Source organism: Rhodothermales bacterium, from assembly GCA_017643395.1.
Classification (GTDB): Bacteria; Bacteroidota; Rhodothermia; order Rhodothermales; family UBA10348; genus JABDJZ01.
This window is the reverse complement of the sequence record JAEPNP010000001.1, coordinates 1,920,144-1,938,077: the sequence shown is the minus strand read 5'-3', so window position 1 is coordinate 1,938,077 and position 17,934 is coordinate 1,920,144. Positions and strand designations below refer to the sequence as shown.

Genomic DNA, 17,934 nt, shown 5'->3' with positions numbered 1-17,934 from the left:
CTCAGTCCTTCCGGGAGGTATCGGTTTCGCCGCGGGGGCCTATAGGCTTGCCGGGTGGACGGGTCGGCAGCCGATCGGGGTTCGGGGCTCGACGTGGTCGTATCTGGCGTGAAACGACCTTCCGGTAAACCTGGAGGGTGGACGCGTACACCGCATCTTCTGAGAAGCGAGACGCCGCGTCTGCGCGGGTGGAAGCCCGCATCCCTTTCAGCTGGGCAGGGTCGGCAAACAGCCGACCCACTGCGGCTGCCAGCTGGGCGGCGTCGCCGGGCTCAACCAACCATCCCGACGTGCCTTCACGCACCACGTTCTGCAGACCGCCTGCCCGCGTCACCAGAGCGGGTGTGCCCGCTGCCGTCGCCTCCAATGCCACGAGGCCGAACGGCTCGGCCCACTGCGAGGGCACGATAGCCAGGGCAGCCCGACCTACAATCTTCGCCAGTTCGTCCTTCTCGGTCCAGCCGAGGTATTCGATGTGGGGGTTGCGCGACGCTGCGCCTCGAACGAGGTCCTCAAGCGGCCCGGTGCCGGCAATCTTGAGCGAAACCGGCCGCTCGAGCCGTGCCCAGGCTTCGATCAGGACTCGCAGTCCCTTCTCTTCGGTGAGTCGACCCGAAAACACGGCAAAACCGCCATCGCCCGTACCGGGCTCGGGGAATGTCTCCAGGTGATTGGGAATGACGTGAATGCGCTCCTCGGGAAGCCCGCCCTGCACAAACAGATCGCGACCGTTCGGGTCGAGCGCGAGATACGCATCGACGTGCCGATTCCAGGTGCCCAGGAACCGATGAACGCCGGACATGGCCGCCACGCCGGCACTCGCGAGCCTGGAACCCCGATAGCATCCATGCCTAATTCCGGAAGTCGCCAGGCGTTTTCCAACGCAACTGGTGCAGGTACCTCCGTCTCGGAACAGCGTGCCGTTCACGCAGAGCAGCCGGTAATTCGGTAGTCGCAGCACCACGGGTACTCCGCACTCCGAGAGTGCGCGCAGGATTGCCGGGGATAGCGACGGGAAGAAATTCTGTACGTGTGCGACATCCGGACGGAAGGATGCCACCGCCGCACGCACACGGCGGACCTGTTCCGGATTCCAGACCACGTTGCGGGCCTGCTGCAGACGAGACCACCCGTCTACCTCCGCATTGTCGAAGGTGAAGCGCTCGACCACATGCCCGCGACGCTCCAGAAGGCGCGTGTCCGCAGCAAACATGCGGTCCTCGCCACCGAACTGCTGGTAATAGGCGTGTATCGCAAGCACCCGCATTACGTGCCTCTGGTCAGCTGGCGAAGCGCGCGCGCGGCGAATCGCGGGTTGTGCTTCAGATAGCGACGGGCCAATCGGCGAGGCTCCATGGCCAGCCGGAACGCCCATTCCATGCCGAGCTTCTGAACAGTCGGCGGAGCCTGTCGCACGCGACCGCTGTGGAAATCGAAGGCAGCTCCGACTCCCAACATGACGGCGTCGATGCGCCCCCTGTGCCGAGCCATCCACCACTCCTGTCGGGGACAACCAATCCCCACGAACACGATGTGTGCGCCCGAGGCCCGAATTTTTTCGGTGTATGCGGCGTCCTCCTCATCGGTCAAGGCGCGAAATGGAGGCGCGATGCGCGTTGCGATGTGCAACCCGGGATTGCGCTCGTGCAGGAAGTCCGTGAAGTCCTCCAGACTCTCTTCGGTACCTCCGTACAGAGCCACCGAAAGGCCGTCCCACTCGGCTCGGTCACAGACGCGGAGCGTGAGTTCCGGACCATATACCCGCGAAGTCTCGTGTCCGAGCGCCCTCAGCATCCAGACCAGCGGCATACCGTCAGGAGTTACTGCCAGCGCTTCCCGGAGCACGCCGGCGAAGTCAGGATCATCATTCGCCTCCATCACCATGTGCACGTTGGCCACGCACACATAGCTGCTGGTGCGTGCCGCGGCTGCAGATGCCACGACATCGACGGCCTCGTCGTAGGTGAGCGGGTCGACGCGAATGCCGGCAACCAATGCGTGTCGTTCAGGAGCCATGGACCTGCAGGGTTTGAGACAGTTCGAGCTCGTCCGCGCGCACGGAGGAGCGGTAAATCAGGCAGGCACCGATCCCGGCACCGAAAACCGACCAGAACCAGATGCCGCCCATCGGGCCCTCGAGAAATACGTCGAACGAGGCATTGAGCACGTGCGCCGTCCAGTAGGCGAGCAGGAAGAGCAGAATGCCGTGCCATCCGTCGTCCCCGCGACTGCGAGCCAGGAGCACGTTTCGCAGCATCATGACACCCCACCCTATCATCATGGCCATCCAGAGGAGGAACGCCGGGACGCCCATGCGGGCCAGGATCGTCATGTGCGCGTTGTGGGGGCTGCGCAGGGATTCATCTTCGTTTACCTGGTAACCGTCCTCGGTGGCCAGGTTGGGTCCGAATCCTTTTCCGGCCGCGAAGTACGGGCCGGCGAAGGTGTAGGCCACGATGTCGCTCCACCAGTTCAGCCGCCAGGTCCGCGTACCGTCCAGATCGCCCTTGGCATCACCTCCGCCAATGGATCGCACGTTCTCTACGAACTGCTCAAGCGAGACCTCCCTGCGCTCGTCAAACTGCACCCTCGGGTTGATGACAATCAGGAGCATGACCGCAATCAGGCCACCGTACACCGACTTCCCGATGTGCACGCGGTGATTGCGAAACAGGACCACCAGCCCGACCGCTGCCAGGAAGGCCAGCATGCCGCCCCGGTTGGTTGGAGCGATAGCCAGGAAATTGAGAGCGATGGCCGGCAGAAACCACCATCGACGATCGGTCAGACCCACCAGCACGAAGCAGGTGACGCCGGCCAGGTGCACCATCAAATCTCCTCCCTTGGCCTCCAGCAGAGTTGCGGGTGATCCCGGCAGACTGGGGATCTTGCCGTCCAGCACACGCGCCGCCACATACAAGAGCCACGCCAGTGCGAGGAAGACCGGCACAAACCGGCGGTAATACTGCAGTGAACGAGCAAGGACCGCGCGATCCCGCAGCATCAGGGCCGCAATGACAATCCCGAACACACCGTAGCCCCAGATCACGGCATCTCGCACCGCATCGACTCCGTAGCGGGGCACATCGACCATCAAACGCAGCGTTCCAATGAACGCCACCGATGCAAACAGCGCACCGACGGGTGTGGCAAGGGGTCGAAGCAGGTAACCACCGAGAACCGCAGCGAGCAGCCCCATCGCCAGGGCCATTTCCCCGATAAACAGCGGGGCGACGCCGAGATAGGCGATACCCCGGCCTAGCAGGGCATAACCCAGCAGCACGGAAGCAAGAAACGCCAGGAACCGGCGGTCCCAGGCGCTCGCAGGAGTATGGAGTGCGGCGCTCATGACCGGCGGTGGTGGACCAGCCAGGAGCGCATCGCAGGCAAGGCGATCATCCGTCCGGGATGCCGAAACCAGATGGCTCGCATTCCGGAGGTCTCGGTAAGTTCGGCGTACCGCCACCAGCAGGCCTGCATCAACTGGCGATCGTCTATGGCCCGCCCCTCCTCCAGGAGGTGCAGGAATCGCGAGAGAATCTCACCATGCACGCCGAGGGCCCGGCCGCTGAGGCGCCCGAAGGGTCTCGCGTGCTGATAGGCCAGCCAACCCAGGTAATTGCCGGCCGTCACCAGTTCCAGAGGCATGCCCTTCGGAGGGGGGATGCGCGGGCCGGGACCCGCGAGGTCGATCATCCAAAGGGTACGCTGGTGGTCGTCCCACAGCAGGTTGAGCGGTGTCAGGTCGTGATACGGTTCCTGCAGCTCCTGGTGCACGTGACGGACCCCGTCGTGAAGCCGCTCGGCCACCACCGCGACGGCCTCTTCGCTCAAGGCCTCATCCTGGACCCACCGGTGCAACTGCCTTCCCGGCGCGTGCTCCATTACCACCTGAGGTCCTCGGGAAACCTTGGGATAGGGACGCGGAATCGCAACCCCGGCGGGGCGACGCTTCGCAGCCCGGTCCAGTCTTCCCAGTACCTCGGCCTCATTCCGGGCCATGAAACGCAGCGGGGCGCTGCTGTCGACGTATTGCTTGACGACGCGCCCGTCCGGAATCCGGTAGAGGTCCGCGAAGCATCCGCCGTCTATGAGTTCGCTGCCGGGCAGCGGGACTTCGGTCCTGGCGGCTGTTCCACGGTTTCGTCGCCCGATGCCCAGGAAAACGCTGAATGCATACGAGGTAAGCGGAATGGCCGAACCCAACAGGACCAGCCCGATGCCGACCAGTCCGAAGTAGTTGAGCAGTATCGGGGTAAGGACTGCCAGCAGCACAATCCGGAGCGCGGCATCACGCACTACGATGGAGCTGTCGCCCGTGGACACCAGCCCCGATTTGAGTACGCTGCCTGCGATCCTCACCACGCGGGCCAGGCAGGCGATTACCACGAATCCGGCGGCAGCAAATCCCGCGTATGCTGTACCGTAGGCCAGCGTGATCAGCGGATCTGCAAACACAGCCAGGACACCCAGCAGTCCGGCCGCGACGACCACCACGACCCCTGCGATGCGGAGAAACCACGCGGAGTAGGCGTCGGCGCCGTGACGCCCGAAGTAGTCAGCCGCCCGAGGGGGCAGATAGAGGAATAGCGCCTGCTCCAGCGGGTTGGCCACATTGACCAGGTGGATCAGGGCCCGGTAGGCTCCGAGGACCGGCAGCCCGGCAAACCCGATGATGAGCCAGTTGAACATGTACTGGGCACCGGTAGAGATGAACTCCCCCGCCGTAAGGAAACGGCTGATCTTCCAGGCCTCCTGGAGATCCGCGCGCAGTTCAGCCAGGTGCACGGTGACGCCCAGGCACGCAAGCTGCACCACGCCGGTGAGTGCGCCCGCCGCGCAGGCCGCTGCGTAGATCAGACCCACGTTGGAAATGGTGGCGTCCAGATAGCCGAAGCCGAGAGCCAACGCCCCTACGGTCTGCGTTCCATAGCAGAGCACATCGTTCAGAAGCGCCCAGGAGGCCTTGCGATCGGTGTAGAAGATGCGCCTGGAGGCGTCCTGCAGCATCCACGGGAATACGATTGCGGCAAAGGCTACGGCCAGGTCTCGCCCGCCGGCGCCCAGCGCGAACTCCCCAAACGGAACGACGGCCAGGGCCGTCAGGGTGACGAGCAGGCCGAAACCCATCTGTACCAACAGCAAGTGCCCCGTCAGGCTCAGGAAACGCGTGCGCTTGCGCCGAGGGCCCAGCACATTGTGTACGTGGCCCACGAGCGAGGTCTGGATGGCCGTGACCATCAGCAGGGAGGCCAGGAGCAGGGCGACCAGGCCGAAGTCCTGAGGCGTCAGGCCTCGAGCCAGCAGGAACACCGTGAGGAAGTTCGCAAGGCTGACTACCGCCTGATCGGCCAGGGTGGCGCCGGGTCCGCGAACGAGTTCGCCTATGGACGCCCGGGTCTTCATGTCGGGCCGCCGTTGTAGTAGCGGTGTGCCTCCGAGTAGGCAAAGCCGAACGCCTCGTCCTCGTGCCCGCGCACCCTGTTCAGAAGCAGCTCGCTCAGTTCAACGCCCTGCGTGCGAAGCTCGCCCACGGCCATCGTAAGCAGTTCTCGCCGCGTCTTGCCCGATCCGACCACGCCCACGGTGCGCTGGGCAAAAGGTGCCAGTCCCGCAGCAATGGCAGAAGCCGCCACGGGCGGTGTATCGACAAGCACAAAGTCGAAATGCTGTCTGTAGTGGGAGACGGCATCGACCAGGCGCGCAATCAGGGCCGGCTCGAGATTGGCCGACTCGCGGGCGGTCAATTGGAGACCAAACAGCAGCTGAAGCGCGCCTGGAAAGCGGTCCAGGCCACCCTGGTCGGGAAACAGGCCCGAAATGGCATCCAGGCGACACGCGGCCGAAAGGCCCGATGCCCTGGTAAGGCCCTGCCGGTACGGGTCGGCGTCCACAATGAGGGTCTGGTACCCTGCCAGCGCAAGCGCGCAGCCAACATTTGCGACCGTGAGTGATTTACCCACCCCGGAATCGGCGCTCGTAAATACGATGGTGCCGCCGCCCGGCGTGCGTGACGACAGGCCCAGCGCGTACTTGCGGACCATGGCCGCCTCGGCCGAATTCGGCGCACTGGCCAATACCACCGTGGCATCCATGCCGCGACTGCCCACCCAGACCTTGCCGTCTGCTCCTGCTGCCCGCTTCGCGGCCCGACTTAGATCCGGCAGCATGCCTCCGAGCATGACGCCGGCGGGCTTGAGATCTGCCGCCTCATAAACACGCCCCAGAAGACGTGTGCGCGCGAAGGCCCCGCCTCCACCGGCCAGCAGGCCGAGCATCAGTCCGATCACCGCGATGACGGCTGTATTCGGGAACGCCGCGTCCTCCGGAACCTCCGCGGCCGCGATGCGACGGGCGTAGTCAGCGGTCTGGTCGGACTGCAGGGTGGCCAGCCGATCAATCTCCGAGGTCAGGCGTGTTTCGGCAGCCTGCTTGTTGCGGGTCAGCTGCGCCAGCGTGACGCTCTGATCGGAATACCGGGTCTGGGAGTTCTCGTAGGCCGAGATGCGCCCCTGAATGGCTCGCACCCGCGCCTCCGCTGCCCGTACGGCCACGCGCTCCTCCGCGATCTGGCGCCTCAGGTTCAGAATGTAGGTGCGTCCTTCGCTGTCCCCCGCAAGGTCGATGCCTCCGGTGGCCACGATCTCCTGGACATAGCGCTCCGATAGCAGATCCAGCTTGTCGCGCAGGACCCGGGCGTCATTGACGAGTTCGGTGACCTGGCGGCTGCCGGACGGGTCTTGCCTCAGCTCGGGGTTCTTGGCATAGAACTGCTCGAGGCTGATCTCGATCTGCGCGAGCTGCCGGTGCGTGGCCGCAATTTCCTCTTCCGCGCTGGATGCAATGCGCTCGGCAAGTCGGTCGAAATCCAGGCCATCCAACTCCCCTTCGAGACTGGACAGGCGGGCAGTGTGCGTGGAGAGTTCGATGCGCGCATCGTCCAGCGACCCTCTCAGCTCGGACAGCCGACCTGCGGCCAGTGCTGCCTCCTGCTCGATGGACAACGACCCGTTTTCCCGGAGGAACTGTCCCAACTGCTGGTCCAGACTCGCGACCTCGGCCGAGGCGTTGGCAACGTTCTCCCGCTGCTGAACAAGCGCCGCCTCTCGCTGCCCGGCCACGGCCTGCGCAATCATGGACAGGTACGACTCCGCATACAGGTTGGAGACCTGCGCCGCCAGGGTGGCATCGGGTGCCGAGGCCACGACCTCGATCACATCCGCCGATTCCTTGCCGTCTCCGGCTACGATGGTGATGGCACCTTCTGCGAGCCACTCCGCGATCTCCGCCCGCTCGACGGGCAGGCCCAGTTCTTCCAGCCTGGCGACCGGCACCGCACGCAGCAGGCGCGCCGTGGCGGAGTCGGCAATCTGCACCGAGGTCTCCAGGATCACGGCCTGGTTCGCCAGCTTCGGCAGTCCGAACGGCGAGACGGCATCGTCCGTGGCCGCATAGGTTTCGGCGATCGCCGCCAGCGCTCCCGTGTCTATGAGCAGCACCGTGCTCGACTTGTACCGAGGCGGCACGACCACGAGAAATACGGCGACCAGGGCCCACACGGAGACCGCCAGGGCGATCCCATGCCACCGGCTTCTCCGGATGGCCTTCCATACGTCCAGCAGTCCCGGCTGAGGCTCCGGAATCCGGGTTGGGTACAGGGTTTCCGCCCAGGTGGTGTCCCGAACCGGACGTGCACCGGCCCGTGGATCCGCTGCAGGGCCCCTATACGGCGCAAGCCGACGGTCCTGGTGGTCCGTCGGCCGGTCAGCGGAGGGCCGCTGCCATGCGTGCGATTGGTGATCAGCGCCTGGCGGCATCGCGGCGGTTTCTGCGTGAGGTCCGTGTTTCGGCGCGTCGTTCGGCGGCGCGTACCGGTCCGCGATCTGCTGCCGCAGCGGGCATCACCCGGCGCGTCGGATCCGGGTGGCTGAGTTCTTCCCGGAAGTAAGCGATAGTCCGTGCGAGGCCGTCAGCCCGCTCCACACGAGGCTCCCATCCAAGCTTTTTGCGAGCCTGGGTGATGTCCGGACGGCGCACTGTCGGGTCGTCCTGCGGTCGCGGGTGGAACGTCATCTGGGACGTGCTGCCACACAACTCCACGACTTCCGCGGCGAACCCCTTGATGGACACCTCACTCGGGTTGCCGAGATTTATCGGTCCGCACTCCCCGGAGGTGGCCGCCAGGTAGAGGCCGCGAACCAGGTCCTCGACGTAGCAAAAAGAGCGTGTCTGACTGCCGTCTCCGTGAATGGTGATCGGATCGCCGGACAATGCCTGGGAGATGAATGCGGGCAGTGCCCGTCCGTCGTCCGGCCGCATGCGCGGTCCGTACGTGTTGAAGATGCGCACGATGACCGTGTCTGCATCCAGCTCGCGCCGGTAGGCCATAACCAGGGCTTCCGAATAGCGCTTGGCCTCGTCGTAAACCGAGCGCACGCCGATGGGGTTGACGTTGCCCCAGTAGGTCTCAACCTGCGGATGGATTTCCGGCTCGCCATACACCTCCGAGGTAGACGCCATCAGGAAGCGCGCTCCATGGGCGTGGGCGAAATCCAGCGCCTTCTGGGTGCCGATGGACCCCGTCTCCAGGGTCAGAATGGGCAGTTCGAAGTAGTGCTTGGGCGATGCGGGGCTCGCCATGTTGTAGACGAAATCCACGGGGCCGTCCACCGGGATATCGTTGCGGATGTCGGTGGCCACGAACTCGAAATCGCTCCGACCGAGTAGATGTTCGACGTTGGCGGCCCGGCCCGTGACAAGACTGTCGACGCACGTGACCTGGTGTCCCTCGGACAGCAACAGGTCACACAGGTGGGAGCCGACAAAACCGGCTCCACCGAGGACGACCGAATGCGGAGTGTGGTCGAGGCGGTGCATATCGAAGGACTTCGTGAGGTTCTGGTATCGGACGATGCCGCCTGCACTTGAGTCCTTCTCGCAATGTGCGTCCTTCCCGCAAACGCAAAACGGCCGCGCCCCCCGGGGGGACGCGGCCGTCGTTTGCGCGCAGGTGTTGGCGTCAGTTGTCGAGCACAATCGCCGGTATGTCGGCCTCCCTGACGGCGGCGTTGAAGGCCGCCAGATCGGTGGCGAGTATCTCCGCCAGCTTGGCCAGCTCGGCGTCGATGGCGGCGACCAGCTCATCGCGCACGACGATCGAGTTGTCGGTGGGCCGGTAGTCCCCGCCGCCGGCCGTACCGCCGACAGAGGCCAACTTGTTGTTCAGCCGGATCGGGAAGTTCAGCGGATCCTGACCACTCCGGTTTTTGGTCTGGTACAGCGTTTCCTCGATCTCCTTCATGGGATCCAGCATGGCCTGGGCGGCCTCCTTGAGGGCATCTCGCGAAGCATGGCCTTCGGGCACGCGACCCAGCACGCCATTGATCTGCTCCCGGGCCGCGCGAATGCGCTTGATGGCCTGGTGCGTCTCGGTCAGCTTGTCGCGGACCTCGATCAGGAAGTCGAACTGTGCCTGGCGGTCTGCAGCCGTGGATGGGCTGCGGGGATCGGCCAGGATTGTAAAGTCGGTGTCCGTGGAATCCTCTCCGACAATCAGTCGCGCGGTGTAGCGGCCTGGCACGGCCATCGGGCCGCGCATTCCGCCGCCGGACCACAGGATCATGCCGGGGAAGTCCTCGGCGTCCTCGTAGCGCATGTCCCAACTGACACTGTTCATGCCGTGCTCGGCGTCCAGGTCATCGTCGAACGTTTCGATGATGTCCCCGTCCTGCTCCAGGACACGCACAGTGACGTCGGTGTCCTCGTCGGGATTGTTGAGGTAGTACCGGAAGACCACTTCGTTGCGGCCGGAAACCATGCGGTGCACCGCGGCCGGGCCGATCAATGCGAACGGCTGCTCAGCCATGGCCGCCGAGGCATGGTGCAGCGGCATCAAATCCTCCATGATCCAGAAACTGCGACCCTGTGTGGCGACGATCAGGTCGTGATCCTTCCACGCCAGATCGGTGACCGGAGAAATGGGCAGGTTGTTCTGGAACGAGTGCCAGTTGGCGCCGTCATCGAACGTGATGTACATGCCGAACTCCGTGCCGGCATAAAGTAGGCCGGCGCGCTCCGGATCGGGCTGGATGGCCCGGGTAAAGTGCGAGCCGTCGATGCCGTTTGTGATTTTGCTCCACGTCGCCCCGTAGTCATCGGTCTTGTACAGATAGGGCGCGAAGTCGTCCAACTTGTAGCGGGTACCCGCCACGTAGGCGCCACCTGCATTGAAGGGATCGACTACGATGTCGTTGACCATCATCCACTCGGGCCAGATCCGGTCCGGAGGAGTGATGTTCGTCCAGTTCTCGCCGCCATCGCGGGTGATGTGCATGAGCCCATCGTCCGAGCCGACCCAGATCACCCCCTCTTCCTCACCTTGCGCCACGGCAAAAATCGTGGCGTAGTACTCGACGGCGGTGTTGTCCTTGGTGATGGGACCACCGGAGGGGCCGAGCGTCGACGGGTCTCCGACAGTAAGGTCCGGACTGATCTGCTCCCAGGTCTGTCCCTCGTTCTCTGACTTGAAGAGCACGTTGGCGGCCGTGTAGACGACACCCGGGTCGTGGCGTGAGAACTGGATCGGGAAGTTCCACTGGAACCGGTAGCGATAGTCCTCCGCCCCGTGACCCATGGGGTTGTCCGGCCAGACGTTGACGTTGCGACGCAGGCCGTTCTCGTGGTCCACGCGGGTCAGCAGGCCGCCGTAGCTGCCTCCGTACACGATGTCCGGGTTGTCCGGATGCGGAGCCAGGTGACCGGACTCGCCGCCGGCGGTCGGCTCCCAGTCACTCTCGCTCCCGCTCGAGGTGTGCAGGATGCGCACCGTGGAGTTGTCCTGCTGCGCCCCGTAGATGCGGTACGGGAAATGGTTGTCGGTGGTGACCCGGTAGAACTGCGACGTCGGCTGGTTCATGTACGTCGAGAAGGTCTCTCCGCCGTTGGTGGTGGCCTGCGCACCCCCATCGTCCGCGATCACAAACCGCTCGGGGTGGTGTGGATTGATCCACATGTCGTGGTGGTCGCCGTGAGGCGTGCGGATGCGCTCATACGTGCGGCCGCCATCGGTGGACTTGTGGAAGCCCACGTTCATGACGTACACCACGTCTTCGTTCTTGGTGTCGGCGAAAATGCGGGTGTAGTACCACGCGCGCTGGCGCAGACTGCGATCGTCGTTGATCAGTCGCCAGCTCTCGCCGCCGTTTTCGGAGCGGAAAACGCCGCCGTCTTCGTGCTCGACGATGGCCCACACGCGCTCAGGATTCGCGGGCGATACGGCCACGCCAATCTTGCCGATGGTGCCTTCAGGAAGGCCGTTCCCGGCATCGGTCAGCTTCTCCCAGCTGTCGCCGCCGTCGGTGGACTTCCAGAGGTGTGAACCCTCACCACCGGATTCGAGGCTGTAGGGCGTGCGGATGACGCGCCAGGTAGAGGCGTAGAGAACCCGGGGGTTGCCGGGCTCCATTTCGATGTCCACCGCACCGGACTGGTCGTTTACATACAGGATGTTCTCCCAGCTTTCGCCGCCGTCCGTGGAGCGGTACACGCCACGCGTCTCATGCGGGCCATGAAGATGGCCGAGCACTGCGGCATACACCAGATCAGGATTGCGCGGGTGGATGACGATGTTGGTGATGCGCTCCGAATCCTCGAGTCCGATCCGGAACCAGGTTTTGCCGGCATCCTCCGACTTCCACATCCCGGTGCCGTAGGAGACGTTGCCGCGAACGGTCTCTTCGCCTTCGCCGACGTAGATCACGTTCGGGTCCCATTCGCTCACGGCAACTGCACCGATCGAGCCACCGAAATAGCCGTCAGAGATATTCTCCCAGGACTCACCCGAGTTGGTGGTCCGGAAGACGCCACCGCCGGTGACGCCCATGTAATACAGGTCTGGCTGGTCAGGCACGCCGGCAACGGCAGCGGAGCGCCCGCCGCGATACGGACCGACCAGGCGGTATTCGAGGCCCTCGTACAGGGCGGAGTCTATCTGGGCCGTTGCGTCATACGCGAACAGCACACCGATGAGAAGCGCCGCGAACGGCGTGAGGAAGCGTCTCATGTTCGGGAGTCGTGGGTGAGTGGGACGTTCCGCCCAGTGGAGGCGCTCGCGCGCAGGGCGAAGTCGATCAATATAGAAGCCCTTCCGGGTGCGATCTATCTCCGCGGACTGCGTCTATTTTCCCGCTCCCATAATCGGTCCATGCGATGCGCCTCGCCACATTCTGTCTGTTCCTGATGCTGCCCATGGCCTCCTGCAGCAACCGTCCGGACTCGGCCGACCTTCAGGCCGTCCTGGAGCAGGCGGCCGAGGGGTTCGACGGTCGCGTCGGCATTTTCGCGCAGCACCTTCAGACCGGTGTCGAGGCGGGCATCAACGCCGATTCGCTGTTTCCAACCGCGTCGATGATAAAGGTGCCCATCCTGGTTGCCACGTTTGACGCCATCGAGCGGGGTGAGCTGTCCTGGGATCAGGAACTGGTGTATCGCGACTCGCTGCTGTACCCCGGGGTCGACATCATGGGGAGTTTTGTGGACTCGTCGACGGTCACGCTGGCCAAGGGGGCCATGCTTATGATCACGACCAGTGACAACACCGCATCCCTGTGGCTGCAACACCTGTCGGGCACCGGTATCGCCATTAACCAATGGCTGTCGACCAATGGTTTCGAGGCCACCAGAATGAACTCCCGAACGCCCGATCGCCGTCCCGACTGGGAGCGATTCGGCTGGGGTCAGACCACCCCCCGCGAGATGGCGCGGCTGATGACCATGATTCGGCAGGGCTCGGCGGTCAGCCGCGCGGCCAGTGAAGAGATGTACCGGGTGCTCACCCGGATTCACTGGAACGACGAGGCGCTGTCCCGCTTGCCTCCGTGGGTGCAGGCGGCGTCCAAGCAGGGGGCTGTGTCGGAATCGCGTTCAGAGGTCGTGCTGGTGAACGGTCCTTCCGGCGACTTTGTCTTTACGGTTATCACAGACGGGCAGGCAGACACGTCCTGGGAATACGACAACGAAGGTTTCGTGCTGATCCGGGAGGTGGCCACCGCGCTCTGGGAATTCTTCGAGCCGGAGCACCCGTGGCAGCCCGCCGAGGGGTGGCAGCGGTACACGCTCGGGTATTGAGGGCGGCGGGCGGGTGCGGGTGCCAAGGGCGCGGTGGCCCAGGCGCGGCCCGGCGCGGCCTCGACGCCCTGCCCCGGCGCAGCCGCGCCTGCCTTCGCCGGCGCGCGCCCAAACGTGGAATCTCGGGGGCGGATTCCACTTCCCGACCCGACCCGACAACCGCTAAGTGGAATACGTCGTCACATTCCGTATCGGACCAGGCGCGGACGGCTGCCTTGTGGAACGAGGGCCCTGTATTCCATATCGCGGCGGATTCGCTCGGGCTCGTACGCGCAGAACCGCCGTGCCCGGCGCCGGGGCAGGGCGCGGCGCGGCCGGGTGCGGGTGCGGGCGCGGCGGCCCCGGCGCGGCCCGGCGGGCCCCGACGCCCTGCCCCGGCGCAGGTACCAGCCGCGCCTGCCTTCGCCGGCGCGCCCCCAAACGTGGAATCTCGGGGGCGGATTCCACTACCGGGCCCGACCCGAGAACTGCCAAGTGGAATACGTCGTCACATTCCGTATCGGACCAGGCGCAGACGGCTGACTTGTGGAACGAGGGCCCTGTTTTCCATATCGCGGCGGATTCGCTCGGGCACGAACGCGCAGAACCGCCGTGCTCGGCGCCGGGACGCCCCGCAAACCGGCCTGCGCCGCCCAGCGCCGGGCCGCCTCCCCCGCACCGGCCGGAACGCCGGGCCCGCAGCGGCCCAGCACCGCGCAGCAGCACGCAGCACCGCGCCGCACCGGCCAGCACCGCCCGGCACCGCCCAGCACCGCCCCGCTAAAACACTGAATGCCCGGTCAGCGTCGTGAATGTCTCCAGCGCCCGCGTCCCCGCGAGGGAGTTGCCCTTGGCATTCAGCCCCGGCGACCACACGCACACCGTCAGCACATCGGGCAGCACCGCGAGTACACCGCCACCCACACCGCTCTTGGCGGGCAAACCGACCCGGTAGGCGTACTCCCCCGCCTCATCATAGACGCCGCAGGTGATCATGACGGCGCAGAGCCGTTTGGTCTGGCGGTCGGGCAGCACGCGGTGACCGGCGGCAGTGACCCCATCGCGCGCGAGAAACGCTCCGGCACGGCACAACTGCCTGCACGAAAGCGTCACGGCCGACTCACGACAGTGCGCATCGACAACCGCGTCCGGGTCCCCGCGCAAATTGCCGAACGACTTGAGCAGGTGGGCCAGGGCCCGGTTGCGATGCGCCGTCACACGCTCGGCCTCGGCAACCACGGCATCGTACCCCACCGCATCACCGTCGAGGCAGCGGCTGAGAAACGCGATGCCCGGATCCTCATGCGGATCATCGAGAATCGCATCCAGCACCACCAGAGCGCCGGCGTTGATCATGGGATTGCGCGGCACGCCCTGCTCCGTTTCGATCTGGATCAGGCTGTTGAAGCTGGTCCCGGACGGCTCGCGCCCCACTCGATCCCAGAGCGCATCGCCATGCCGCTCCATGGCCGCGGCCAGACGGAAGACCTTGGACACACTCTGGATCGAGAGCGGCTCGTCGGCCTCGCCCACGCAGAACTCGGTGCCGTCCGCCAGTCGAACAGCCATTCCGAATCGGGCTGGATCGACGTCCGCGAGTGGCGGAATGTAATCGGCCGATTCACCCTGACCCCGGGACGGGGCGACATCCTCCAGCACCTCCTGGAGGATGCCGCCATAGTCTACCACGAGTCTGCCCGGGCACCCCGAGGCAGTTCCGTGGCATCATACAAGCGTCCGTTTACCATGACGTGCGTCACGTTCTCGGCATCCTCCAGACGGGTCAAGGGGTCGCCCTCGACCAGGATCAGGTCTGCCAGCTTGCCGGGCTCCAGGGAACCGATGTCCCCGTCCATGCCCAGATACCTCGCCCCGTGAAGCGTCGCCGAGCGCAGGGCCTCGTGAGGAGTGAAGCCACCCTGTTCCAGCATGCGCATCTCCCAGTGAAAGGCCAGACCCTGCATCTGCCCGTGCGATCCCACCTGAACGAGGTTGCCCTGCCGAATCAGCTTGCGCGCATCCGCGGCGACCTCATCGTGGTAATACTCGTTCTCGGCGGACTTCCATCTACGCCGCGACTGCGGATCGACAAAGTCACGGGGCGTATACCGCAGCAGACGCTCATTCTCCCACACGTTGTCGTGCTGATAGAACCAGCGCTCACCGCTTGGACCGCCGTACACCACCACCAGCGTCGGCGTATAGCCCGTTGCCGAGTGGCGCCAGGTTTCGAGTACATCGCGATACAGGGGGGCGATGGGCACATTGTGTTCGATGCCGGTGTGCCCGTCAATGATCATGGTCATGTTGTGCTGGAAGGTGGATCCACCCTCCGGCACCACATTGAGCCCATACTCGCGGGCGGCCTGCATCACCTGTTGGCGCTGGTCGCGCCGCGGCTGGTTATAGCTCTTGACGCTCACCGCGCCTACCGCTTTCATCCGGCGCACGTGGCTGCGGGCGTCTTCCAACGAGTTGACCACGGCCTTGAAGTCCCCGTCGGCCCCGTACAGGATCGTGCCCGTGGAGAACACGCGCGGCCCGAGAATGCGACCTGCCTTGACCATCTCCGACAGCGTGAACACGGTCTCGGTGTTGGCGCTCGGATCGTGAGTGGTGGTCACGCCGAACGCCAGATTGGCAGAGTACACCCACGACTCCTGGGGGGTGGGTCCGCTGAAGAAATGGCTGGCATGGGCGTGCGCGTCCACGAAGCCCGGCAGCACGGTTCGGCCAGCGGCGTCGATGACGGTAGCGCCGGCAGGCACGTCGACATTCGTACCGACTGCCTCAATACGGTTGTCCCGCACGAGCACCGTGCCATCCTCAATGATCTCGTCGCCCCGCATCGTGATAATGCGGGCACCGGTGATGGCCGTGACACCGGAAGGCTTGTCCGCCGTGAGCGTGAGGCCCACCGCCACTCCGGTGGTATCCACGGCCGGCAGCTCCTCGGGTGCGCCGTCCATGAACGAAAACGAGTTGGCCAGCGATCGCGTGAAGTACTCGGGCCCGGTCACCCAGTGCAAGGACTTCGAATCCGCGGACCAGTGCAGGTCGGTCCCGACATCCCGGGTTACCTGCTTCACCGGCACGGCCTTGGTGTCCTTGTTCAACGAGACCTCGCCGCCAGTCCTGGGAAAGGCTGCCACGTAGGCGTTGTGCAACTCGTTGAAGGCTACCCACTCGAAATCCGGGCTCGGCACCAGATTGGCGCCGTATGTCATGGTAAAGTGCGTGCGCTCATCGCCGCCGTGCAGGTTGACGGACCGGTACGACTTGGACAGGCCACCGCCGCTGGCGAAATAGATGCGTGTGGAGCGCGGTCCGAAGCGTGCGTCCGAGCCGGAACGGGTCACCAGGACCGGTGCCCCTCCGGACAGATTCAGCCGGTAGATGCCCGTATCCATGCCGTGGAGGCGACCCCGGAGCGCACTGCCCCCGCCTCGCCGAAAGACGATCTGAGCCCCGTCCGGTGAGAATCGCGGCTCGAAATAATGGCCGGGACGCCGTGTCAGTGGCTGCGATTGCCCGCCGCCCGCCGCAATGCGGCGGATCGTGGCATAGTCCTCGTCGCTCCAGGTGGTATACACAATCGTGCGCCCGTCCGGACTGAACGCCGGGTCGTACTCCCAGTGATCGGTCTGGCTGGTAAGTCTCCGGGGCGTACCGTCCGGCATGCGTTTGATGTACAGGTATCCGGCCGCATGGAACACGATTGTAGAACCGTCCGGACTCGTCGCTACATCCCGGATCATGCGAGAGGTGAAGCTGTCCTCATGCACCGTCACGGGTACACGAAGCGCCTCGTGCAGGGTGCGGGTGAGTTCCACTTCGAACGGGATCTCGCTGTGTACTCCGTGAACGGTCTCGCCGCCACTGAAATCGACGGCATCGACAAAGTCCAGCCGGTGGAACCCGCCTCCGGCCCAGAAGACCAGGCTGCGTCCGTCCGGGGTCCAGTCCATGCGCGGGTACACCCCGAAAATGGCCCATGCTTCCTGCTGGTCCCGGTTCAAACCGTCGAAGACCTGCCACTGGCGACCCGTCTCGGTGTCGAACAGGTGGATGGTGGACTTCTCCCGGACGCGCCGCACAAAGGCAATGGTTTTCCCGTCGGGCGATGGGGTCGCGCGCGCTGACCCACCCGCTCCGGTGATGTAGTTGTCTACGCGACCGCTTTCCCGATCCAGGCGTCGGATCACATAGATCTGCCCGTTCGGGTCTTTGCTGTACTGAAACGTCGAGCCGCCCGACATGTCCTCGGACCAGTAGATGTAGCGGCCGTCCGGACTCAGTGCGATCTCATTGCCCTGGTCCTGCTGATCGTTCTTGCGTTTGGTGATCTGCAGTCCCGCGGTCGCCTCTCCGCTCGCGTGATACATCCAGATCTCTCCGGCACCAAGGGAGCGCGTTGAGGTGAAGTGCTTGCGCGCGAGGATGTAGTTGCCATCCGGCGTCCACGCGGGACCATTCAGCAACCGGAAGGTCTCCTTGGTCACCTGCCTCGCATCGCTGCCGTCAGCGGCCACGGTCCAGATGTTGTCTCCGCCGGCTCGGTCGCTCGTGAAGGCGATGCGGGATCCGTCCGGGCTGAACGAAGGCTGCACGTCCCAGGCCGGACCGCTCGTGATGGCCGTGGCAGTACCGCCACCAATCGGGATTGTGTACAGATCACCCATCATGTCGAACACGATGGTGCGTCCGTCCGGAGACACGTCGAGACTCATCCAGGTACCTTCATCAGTTGTGAAGGACACCTCTTCGGTGGGACCGAAAGCTTCCGAAACGTCCCAGGCCTCCTTCTCCTGGGCGTTGGCGGTGGAAACG

The 17,934-nt window shown here is 64.8% G+C and carries 10 protein-coding genes; 1 reads left to right on the top strand and 9 read right to left on the bottom strand.

The window, feature by feature from the left end:
* Window position 1 precedes the first annotated feature (1 nt).
* The 7 genes from JJ896_07885 to JJ896_07855 all read right to left on the bottom strand — a co-directional run bounded on the left by JJ896_07885 (window position 2) and on the right by JJ896_07855 (window position 12,061).
* Entirely contained in the window at window positions 2–1,267 is a 1,266-nt protein-coding gene (locus JJ896_07885) for a glycosyltransferase (GenBank protein ID MBO6779560.1), read from the bottom strand.
* Window positions 1,267–2,016: a WecB/TagA/CpsF family glycosyltransferase gene (locus JJ896_07880; protein ID MBO6779559.1), complete on the bottom strand. Its 750-nt coding sequence runs from the start codon at window positions 2,014–2,016 to the stop codon at window positions 1,267–1,269. The genes JJ896_07885 and JJ896_07880 overlap by 1 nt, the downstream gene beginning before the upstream one ends.
* Complete coding sequence (locus JJ896_07875) at window positions 2,006–3,349, bottom strand: O-antigen ligase family protein (protein MBO6779558.1); 1,344 nt, start codon at window positions 3,347–3,349, stop codon at window positions 2,006–2,008. Before JJ896_07875 ends, JJ896_07880 begins: the two co-directional genes overlap by 11 nt.
* Complete coding sequence (locus JJ896_07870; protein MBO6779557.1) at window positions 3,346–5,406, bottom strand: hypothetical protein; 2,061 nt, start codon at window positions 5,404–5,406, stop codon at window positions 3,346–3,348. Before JJ896_07870 ends, JJ896_07875 begins: the two co-directional genes overlap by 4 nt.
* On the bottom strand, window positions 5,403–7,817 hold the full coding sequence (locus tag JJ896_07865; protein MBO6779556.1) for a hypothetical protein: 2,415 nt from the start codon (window positions 7,815–7,817) through the stop codon (window positions 5,403–5,405). The genes JJ896_07870 and JJ896_07865 overlap by 4 nt, the downstream gene beginning before the upstream one ends.
* Window positions 7,801–8,877 carry an SDR family oxidoreductase gene (locus JJ896_07860; GenBank protein MBO6779555.1) on the bottom strand — a complete coding sequence of 359 codons (1,077 nt, stop codon included), beginning with the start codon at window positions 8,875–8,877 and terminating at the stop codon, window positions 7,801–7,803. The genes JJ896_07865 and JJ896_07860 overlap by 17 nt, the downstream gene beginning before the upstream one ends.
* 142 nt (window positions 8,878–9,019) lie before the next feature.
* A complete protein-coding gene (locus JJ896_07855; GenBank protein ID MBO6779554.1) occupies window positions 9,020–12,061 on the bottom strand; it encodes a hypothetical protein in 3,042 nt (1,013 codons plus the stop codon).
* A gap of 146 nt (window positions 12,062–12,207) precedes the next feature.
* On the opposite strand from JJ896_07855, the gene JJ896_07850 reads away from it, so the two are divergent.
* Window positions 12,208–13,125, top strand: coding sequence for a serine hydrolase (locus JJ896_07850; protein MBO6779553.1), 918 nt, complete (start codon window positions 12,208–12,210; stop codon window positions 13,123–13,125).
* Between the two features lie 759 nt (window positions 13,126–13,884).
* Here JJ896_07850 and JJ896_07845 read toward each other — a convergent pair.
* Both JJ896_07845 and JJ896_07840 read right to left on the bottom strand, forming a co-directional pair.
* Window positions 13,885–14,793: a glutaminase gene (locus JJ896_07845; protein MBO6779552.1), complete on the bottom strand. Its 909-nt coding sequence runs from the start codon at window positions 14,791–14,793 to the stop codon at window positions 13,885–13,887.
* A complete protein-coding gene (locus tag JJ896_07840; GenBank protein MBO6779551.1) occupies window positions 14,787–17,834 on the bottom strand; it encodes a PD40 domain-containing protein in 3,048 nt (1,015 codons plus the stop codon). The genes JJ896_07845 and JJ896_07840 overlap by 7 nt, the downstream gene beginning before the upstream one ends.
* Between the last annotated feature and the right edge of the window lie 100 nt (window positions 17,835–17,934).

Excerpts from the sequence above, each read along its gene's own strand:
- JJ896_07885 (MBO6779560.1), bottom strand. The coding sequence starts at position 1,267 with ATGCGGGTGCTTGCGATACACGCCTATTACCAGCAGTTCGGTGGCGAG.
- JJ896_07880 (MBO6779559.1), bottom strand. The coding sequence starts at position 2,016 with ATGGCTCCTGAACGACACGCATTGGTTGCCGGCATTCGCGTCGACCCG.
- JJ896_07875 (MBO6779558.1), bottom strand. The coding sequence starts at position 3,349 with ATGAGCGCCGCACTCCATACTCCTGCGAGCGCCTGGGACCGCCGGTTC.
- JJ896_07870 (MBO6779557.1), bottom strand. The coding sequence starts at position 5,406 with ATGAAGACCCGGGCGTCCATAGGCGAACTCGTTCGCGGACCCGGCGCC.
- JJ896_07865 (MBO6779556.1), bottom strand. The coding sequence starts at position 7,817 with ATGCCGCCAGGCGCTGATCACCAATCGCACGCATGGCAGCGGCCCTCC.
- JJ896_07860 (MBO6779555.1), bottom strand. The coding sequence starts at position 8,877 with ATGCACCGCCTCGACCACACTCCGCATTCGGTCGTCCTCGGTGGAGCC.
- JJ896_07855 (MBO6779554.1), bottom strand. The coding sequence starts at position 12,061 with ATGAGACGCTTCCTCACGCCGTTCGCGGCGCTTCTCATCGGTGTGCTG.
- JJ896_07850 (MBO6779553.1), top strand. The coding sequence starts at position 12,208 with ATGCGCCTCGCCACATTCTGTCTGTTCCTGATGCTGCCCATGGCCTCC.
- JJ896_07840 (MBO6779551.1), bottom strand. The coding sequence starts at position 17,834 with ATGAGTCTCGACGTGTCTCCGGACGGACGCACCATCGTGTTCGACATG.